This window comes from Erwinia sp., from assembly GCF_049696395.1.
Lineage (GTDB): Bacteria > Pseudomonadota > Gammaproteobacteria > Enterobacterales > Enterobacteriaceae > Erwinia.
The window spans coordinates 1-7,038 of record NZ_JBAVTT010000050.1; the positions used below are offsets into that span (position 1 = coordinate 1).

General features: G+C 47.5%; 6 protein-coding genes. 4 read left to right on the forward strand and 2 right to left on the reverse strand.

Translation table 11 applies throughout. The features are described 5' to 3' along the window. From WCC56_RS07110 to WCC56_RS07120, 3 genes are all read left to right on the forward strand, one after another. Positions 1 to 391: gluconate 2-dehydrogenase subunit 3 family protein (locus WCC56_RS07110; RefSeq protein WP_424691709.1), on the forward strand; the 391-nt coding region annotated here is incomplete at its 5' end. A 15-nt stretch (positions 392 to 406) separates the two neighbouring features. Beyond that, positions 407 to 2,179, forward strand: a complete 1,773-nt coding sequence (locus WCC56_RS07115; RefSeq protein WP_424691710.1) for a GMC family oxidoreductase — start codon at positions 407 to 409, stop codon at positions 2,177 to 2,179. A gap of 7 nt (positions 2,180 to 2,186) precedes the next feature. Beyond that, on the forward strand, positions 2,187 to 3,491 hold the full coding sequence (locus WCC56_RS07120; RefSeq protein ID WP_424691711.1) for a c-type cytochrome: 1,305 nt from the start codon (positions 2,187 to 2,189) through the stop codon (positions 3,489 to 3,491). 107 nt (positions 3,492 to 3,598) lie between these two features. Here WCC56_RS07120 and WCC56_RS07125 read toward each other — a convergent pair whose 3' ends face one another. Beyond that, positions 3,599 to 4,720 carry a Fic family protein gene (locus WCC56_RS07125; RefSeq protein WP_424691712.1) on the reverse strand — a complete coding sequence of 374 codons (1,122 nt, stop codon included), beginning with the start codon at positions 4,718 to 4,720 and terminating at the stop codon, positions 3,599 to 3,601. A gap of 347 nt (positions 4,721 to 5,067) precedes the next feature. Between WCC56_RS07125 and WCC56_RS07130 the strand changes: the two genes are divergently transcribed. Next, complete coding sequence (locus WCC56_RS07130) at positions 5,068 to 6,402, forward strand: anti-phage deoxyguanosine triphosphatase (protein ID WP_424691713.1); 1,335 nt, start codon at positions 5,068 to 5,070, stop codon at positions 6,400 to 6,402. A 352-nt stretch (positions 6,403 to 6,754) separates the two neighbouring features. Here the strand turns inward: WCC56_RS07130 and WCC56_RS07135 are convergent. Beyond that, positions 6,755 to 7,038 (reverse strand): pentapeptide repeat-containing protein (locus WCC56_RS07135; RefSeq protein ID WP_424691714.1); only part of this gene is annotated, 284 nt, incomplete at its 5' end.

A 7,038-nucleotide genomic window follows, 5' to 3' on the forward strand; every position in this document is an offset into this window, starting at 1 on the left:
GGGCACCGAAGCACAGGGTGTGCAAAGTCCATTAACGCCCCGAGAAATATACCGTAAAGGCCTGTCTGAAATGGATCAACATTGCCAGAAGCTTCTGGGTAAATCTTTTTCAGACCTGTCAAGCGAACAGCAGGACAGGTATTTGGAACAGATGGAAGCCGATAAATTCACTTATCCCAGCCTCTCTTCTAACTCTTTATTTGGTCAATTCTTAACGAATGTGCAGGAAGGATTTTTAGCTGACCCCGTTTATGGCGGCAACCGTAATATGGTTGGGTGGAAAATGATTGGTTTCCCTGGCGCCCGTTATGACTACCGCGATGTGGTGACCTTAAAAGGTCAGAAAATAACCTTAGAGCCCGTCAGCATTATTGACCATTTAAAAGCTTAACAAGCAGGGGTAATTATGAATTATACCAGACCCAAAGCTGATGCCGTGATTATCGGCCTCGGCTGGGCCGGTTCGCTAATGGCAGAAGAACTGACCCGCGCGGGATTGAACGTGGTGGCGATTGAGCGGGGCCCGTGGGAACAAACCCAGACCAACTTTTCTCCCGCTATTGCAGCGGATGAGCTCCGTTATGGCGTCCGCCGTGAAATTCTTAAACCTCCTCGGGTAGAAACGCTGACGTTTCGCAACAGCTCAGACCAAAAAGCGCTGCCTGCCCGCGACTGGAATGCTTTTCAGATGGGCTACAGCGTAGGTGGAGCAGGCAAACACTGGGCAGCAAACGCCTGGCGTTTTACCCCGGCAGATTTTGAGATGGCCACCCGTCTGCGCGACCGTTATCACAATATGAAACTGGCTGATGGCCTGATCGTGCAGGACTGGGGCATCACCTATGATGAGCTGGAACCGCATTACGATCGCATTGAGAAAATCGCCGGAATCTCCGGTAAAGCCGGGGTGATCAACGGGCAGAAACAGTCGGGCGGTAATCCTTTTGAAGGCAGCCGCAGCAACGAATACCCCACGCCGCCTTTAATCCGCTCTCACTGGAATGATATTTTCCATAAGACGACCGAGAAGATGGGTTTTCACCCGTTCCCTATCCCGGCGGGCACTATCGGCGCGGCTTACACCAATCCATTAGGGGTTAATCTGGCGCCCTGCACCTACTGTGGCTTCTGCGGGTTTTATGGCTGCGGTAACTTCTCTAAATCCTCACCGAATATTTGTGTCGTGCCGGCGTTGATGGACCGCATCAATTTTACGCTGCTGACAGAGTGCACCGCGCTTCATATTGATAAAGCCGATGATGGCAAAACCGTTACCGGGGTGACTTTCCTCGACTCCGATGGCAATACCGGCTTCCAGCCAGCGGATATAGTCTGTCTGTCCGCTTATCAGCTGGATAACGTGCGCCTGCTGTTACTGTCTAAAATCGGTAAGGCCTACGATCCGGCAACCGGTGAGGGCACGCTGGGACGCGCCTACAACTACCAAACTATGTCGATGGGCTTCCTCTACTACGAGAACGAGTTTATGAACCCGTTCATCTCAACCGGGGCGCTTTCAACCCAGATCGATGATTTTAATGGCGATAACTTCGACCACAACGGTTTAGGCTTCCTTGGTGGGGCCGGTATTCAGGCGCTTTCCGATCAGGGCACGCCACTGAGCATGACTGACCGACTGCCCGCCGGCTCGAAAATGTGGGGTTCAGCCTGGAAAAAGAGTTTCCAGAACAGCTACCAGAACTACGCCAAAATCCAGGGGCAGGGAACGTCTTACTCGCACAAGGACTCCTATCTCTCGCTGGATCCGAACTACAGCGATGCCAACGGCCAACCGCTGCTGCGTCTGACCTTTGATTACAATCAGAACGACCGCCTGATGGCCCGTTTTATTCGCGATCGTATTGAAGATATCTGCCGTGTTTCTGGGGCCAAAAGCTGGGAAACAATGGCATTTCCGGATAAACACAACTCGCCTTTTACCGCTTACGACAGTTCTCACACCATCGGGGGGGCGGTGATGGGGCTGGATCCTGCCACATCGGTGCTTAACCGTTATCAACAGCACTGGGATGCGCATAACCTGTTTGTGCTGGGCGCATCTTCTTATCCGAATAATGGCGGGTATAACCCCACGATCACACTCAGCGCGCTGACCTTGTGGACAGCCCGCGCAATCATCAACGATTACCTGAAAAATCCAGGTTCACTGGTGCGATAAGGAGAGCATGATGGCAACAACTTTTCGTCGTACCGCTGTTGGGATCGGTGCTGTAGTGGTGGTGGGATTAGCTGGATATTTTGGCTATGTAGAGTACGGCTTGCAAAAAAGCTATCCCCAGGCAATCAGACCAGAAACGGGAACGGCTTTAAACGATCAGATCAAACGCGGCGAATACGTCTCGCGTTTGTCAGATTGTACCGCCTGCCACACGGCGCAAGGCGGCAAGCCGTTCGCAGGGGGATATAAGTTAGCAACCCCCTTTGGCACGATCTTATCTTCAAACATCACGTCTGATAAAGAAACCGGGATTGGCAACTGGACGCAGGAGCAGTTTGATCGGGCCGTTCGCCACGGTGTGGGTTCTCACGGCTATCTGTACGCTGCGATGCCTTATAACGCCTACGCTAAACTCACCGACCAGGATCTGACTGACCTGTGGACCTATATCCGAGCGGTGCCTGCGGTTAACAATAAAGTGGTAGAGAATCAGCTGCCGTTCCCGTTCAACCAACGCTGGACGCTGGCTGGCTGGGACCTGCTGTTTGTCGATGACTCGCCTTTCAAACCTTCAGCAGATAAAAGTGCTGAAATCAATCGCGGCGCGTATCTGGTTGAAGGGCCTGGCCACTGTGCATCCTGCCATACTGCCAAGAACTTCCTTGGGGGTGACAGCTCAGATTACCTTCAGGGTGGCGTGCTGGAAGGCTGGCACGCACCGGATTTAACGCCTAATCCCCACGTTGGTCTGGGGTCCTGGAGCAATGAGGAGATAGTCAGCTATCTGCGCTCCGGGGCGAACAGTACGGCGGTGTCTTCAGGACCAATGACTGAAGCTATTGAGAACTCGACGCAGTATATGACCCAGTCTGATCTGCAGGCTATTGCCAGTTACCTTAAGTCGTTACCGGCTTCCGGCCTGACCAGGCCAGCGCCAGTCAGCGGCACTGACAAGGCGATGGTGGTGGGCAAAAAAGTCTATGATGCCAACTGTGCCGCCTGCCACGTATCTGATGGCTCCGGTATTCGTCATATGATCCCAACGCTTGCCGGTAACCCGCAGATTAACTCAAGCGATCCCTCGAGTTTACTGAATGTCGTTCTTAAAGGCAGTCAGGGGCCATTTACTCACGCCAATCCAACGGCGGCAGGCATGCCTGAGTTTGGCTGGAAACTGTCTGATGACAATATTGCCGATGTGATGACCTATATTCGTAACAGCTGGGGCAACGCAGCCGCACCGGTAACGACGGAGACGGTAACTAAAACGCGTCAGAGCCTTCATGCTCAGGAATGGCAGGGGCAGAAGTAATAATCGACTGTAGGCGGAAGTTGCATAAATGAGGGCTGCTGCGCGGTGACAAAACAGGTCACCGCGCAGCATTTTCATCATTTACCCAACACGATTAAGTGACAATGTCACTTGTTATCGACAATTTTGTAGCGGGTACTGCGGCCCGCGCCTGGCATTTTCTCAATCAAACCTGTATTCAGCAGGTTTGATAAATGACGTGTAGCCGTGGCTTTACTCACTTTTGCTACCTTCTGATACTGGCTTGCGCTGATGCCAGACTCAAATCCCTGATCGCCGCCATCCAGCAGGCGGTTCAGTACCTTAATCTGTTCCTTGCTCAATGAGTCATGCTGATGGCGTAGCCAGAAGCGGGCTTTACTCTGCGTGCGTTCTACGCCGGTGATGGCTTCTTTGATACTGTCCTGCAGAGTATCCAGGAACCAGCTCATCCACGCCGTAATATCCAAATCGCCTTTCTGCGTCTGTTCCAGAATGCTGTAATAACTCGCACGTCTGGTCAGTATCGCTGGCGACATCGCATAAAGCCGTATGGTCTGGCTGTCTGCCTGTGATAAAGCCAGGTCCGTCAATGCGCGAGTGATGCGGCCGTTACCATCATCAAAAGGATGCAGTGTAATAAACCACAGATGGCTGATGGCGGCGCGAAGCAGGGGATCAAGCAGGGCATCTTGCTGACTGTTGGTAAACCAACTAACAAACTGAGCAAGTTGTACTTCCAGCCCCTCACGAGGAGGAGCAACAAAATGCACTACCGGTTTGTCGATGCGCCCGGAAACCACCTGCATCGGTTCATTGCCGCGTAATTTGCCAATGGCAAGAGAATGAACACTCAGCGTATCCTCAGGAAAAAGCCACTGATGCCACTGACAAAGTCGCTCTACGGTCAGAGGATGCTGTCGATTATCTACGGCGTCCATCATCATCGCGGCCAGTCCTTCAGAGCGATCGGACACCGGCCATGGCTGATCTTCGGTCACGCCAAGCCTGCGGGCCAGCGAAGAGCGTACGGACTGAGCATTCACCCGCTCGTCCTCAATGGCTGAAGAGGAGAGGATATTTGCCAGCAAGGTATCCAGCGTCTGCACTTCATCATCGGGAAGCAGGTCTGAACTTCCCAGTAAAATTCCCCGTAGTTGCTGGATCTCACGCAGGCGTGGCAGCAAAGTAGACTCACTCCAGTGAAAATTGGGCCAGTTCTGATGCTGCCAAATCCAGTGTGAAGTCATCTTTCTCTCCAGTTAGCCCATTAAATGAGCCGATTAACTCCCTTATTCGGCTCACCATATGAGCCGAATATAACAAATAATCGGCTCACAGAGCAAGATTGGCAGCACGACGAAGGGGGGGGCAAAGGAGAGGGAACGTTTGCTGAAGAGTATAAGTGCAAGTCGTGCGTCCTCTGCATTATCACGATCAATAATAAATTAGACTTTTCCGATTGAATGCTTGCGTATTATAGGAGGCTAGCATTACTATTCATTAGTTTTTTTCATCTGTTAAGTGTGTTCACTGTGTTCCAGCATTGTTACATCAGGCTAAATTGTCTTAACTAACTGATTGAATGGAGTAGGATATGAGAGAAGGCTTTTGGACAGAAAGGAAGAGGAGCTATGATGAAGACTATCCAGTTAAGGAATTCAATTCAAATAACCAGGATAGTCAATATCAGAGAGATAGGGCGAGAGTTATCCATTCAGCTGCATTTAGGCGTTTACAAACAAAAACACAAGTTTTAGGTTTGGGCGAAAATGATTTTTACAGGACACGGTTAACACATTCACTCGAGGTCGCTCAAATAGGTTCAGCCATTTCAGAAAGATTGAGTGAAAATTATGCTAATAACACTCAAATCAATAAATGGATTCCATCATTGAGCCTTATTGAGGCTATAGGTTTGAGTCATGATATTGGCCATCCACCATTTGGGCATGGAGGGGAAGTAGCTCTAAATTACTCAATGCATAATAGTGGTGGTTTCGAGGGGAACGGTCAGACATTACGTATAGTTAGTAGACTTGGAGAGTACTCTCCAAATCATGGAATGGATTTAACCAGAAGGACATTGCTAGGATTAATTAAATATCCAGCTCCCTATAGTTCTGTTAAAAACTACCCAAAGAATTCCATACATAATATACCTCCTCTAAATTTAGATGCGTGGCATCCCCCAAAGTGTTATCTTGATGATGAGGTGGATATTTTACGGTGGATATTTAAAGATTTACCTGAAAGTGAAATCACTTTATTTACATCAACTCGTGAACACGAGAGCGGTCATAATAAAACAATTTATAAATCTTTTGATACAACAATAATGGAATTGGCTGATGATATCTCCTATGGAGTACATGATTTAGAGGATGGTATAGCTTTAGGGTTGATAACGAGAGAAATGTGGGAAAGTGATGTTGTATCAAAAATTAAAGAACACTCAAATAATTCAATAGTTAAAGATGTTAATTTTTATACAAAAAAATTATTTTCAGGAATTGGTAAAGAAAGAAAACACGCAATAAGTAAACTGGTTGGGTGCTTCATATCTTCAATATCAATTGAGAAGTTGGATGTGTTTTCAGTCGAACTATTAAAGCTGCAAGCTAAAATGAATCCAGAAAGTAAGGTCATTTTAAATGAACTAAAGACATTCGTTATGAACAGAGTAATAAAAACGCCGGAAGTTCAGGTCTTGGAATACAAAGGTCAGCAGCTAATCCTAAAGTTATTCGAAGTATTAAGAGAGAACCCTAGTAGACTTCTACCAAAAAACACTTATTCACTATATGATCAAACTGAAAACAATGAACGAGTGCTATGTGATTATATTTCTGGAATGACAGACTCTTATGCTACAAAACTTTACCATAAATTATTTAGTCCTAATATAGGGTCAATATTCGACCGCTTATAATATCATTCAATAAATGGCGGTGAAGCTATTAATATTTGATGCTGCCATTATTTTATCTATACCTGATAATGCATGACCGATTCAATTGTCCCCCATGTGATTTAATGGAAAGTTAGAGCTAACTGGAAGTAATTCGATTCATTTGGTCTATAAATGGTTATTTTAATGATCTTCTGCCGTAATAATTTAAAGAATTATTTATTCTATAAAAACAACACATCACTACAAACTTGTGTGTTGTTTGGAGTGTTTATAATATGGGTGATGTTTCAACTTACATACGGTTTATAGATATTTAAAACATTAAAAAGGAACATTAATGGTTAAGTTTAAAGTAATCTCTGGTTAAATATTAGTCCACCAACTCGATCCCCAAACCTTCCAGCAGATTCACCGCTTCAAGGCGCGAAAATTTTGCCCGCGCGACGGTGTTGTTCATCACATTTATACTGAAATTCCACGAATCGGTAAAATCTGCCGCGCGCAGGTTGGTGTTGTTGAATAAACTCCCGGCCAGATCGCAGCCGGTGATCGTGGCGTTAGCCAGATCGCACTCTCTGAAATCCACGTCATGCAATTTGCACTCATCCAGCTTCAAGCCATTTAACTTCAGCCCCTGAAAGGTGGCATTGGTTA

Excerpts from the sequence above, each read along its gene's own strand:
- WCC56_RS07115 (WP_424691710.1), top strand. The coding sequence starts at position 407 with ATGAATTATACCAGACCCAAAGCTGATGCCGTGATTATCGGCCTCGGC.
- WCC56_RS07130 (WP_424691713.1), top strand. The coding sequence starts at position 5,068 with ATGAGAGAAGGCTTTTGGACAGAAAGGAAGAGGAGCTATGATGAAGAC.
- WCC56_RS07120 (WP_424691711.1), top strand. The coding sequence starts at position 2,187 with ATGATGGCAACAACTTTTCGTCGTACCGCTGTTGGGATCGGTGCTGTA.
- WCC56_RS07125 (WP_424691712.1), bottom strand. The coding sequence starts at position 4,720 with ATGACTTCACACTGGATTTGGCAGCATCAGAACTGGCCCAATTTTCAC.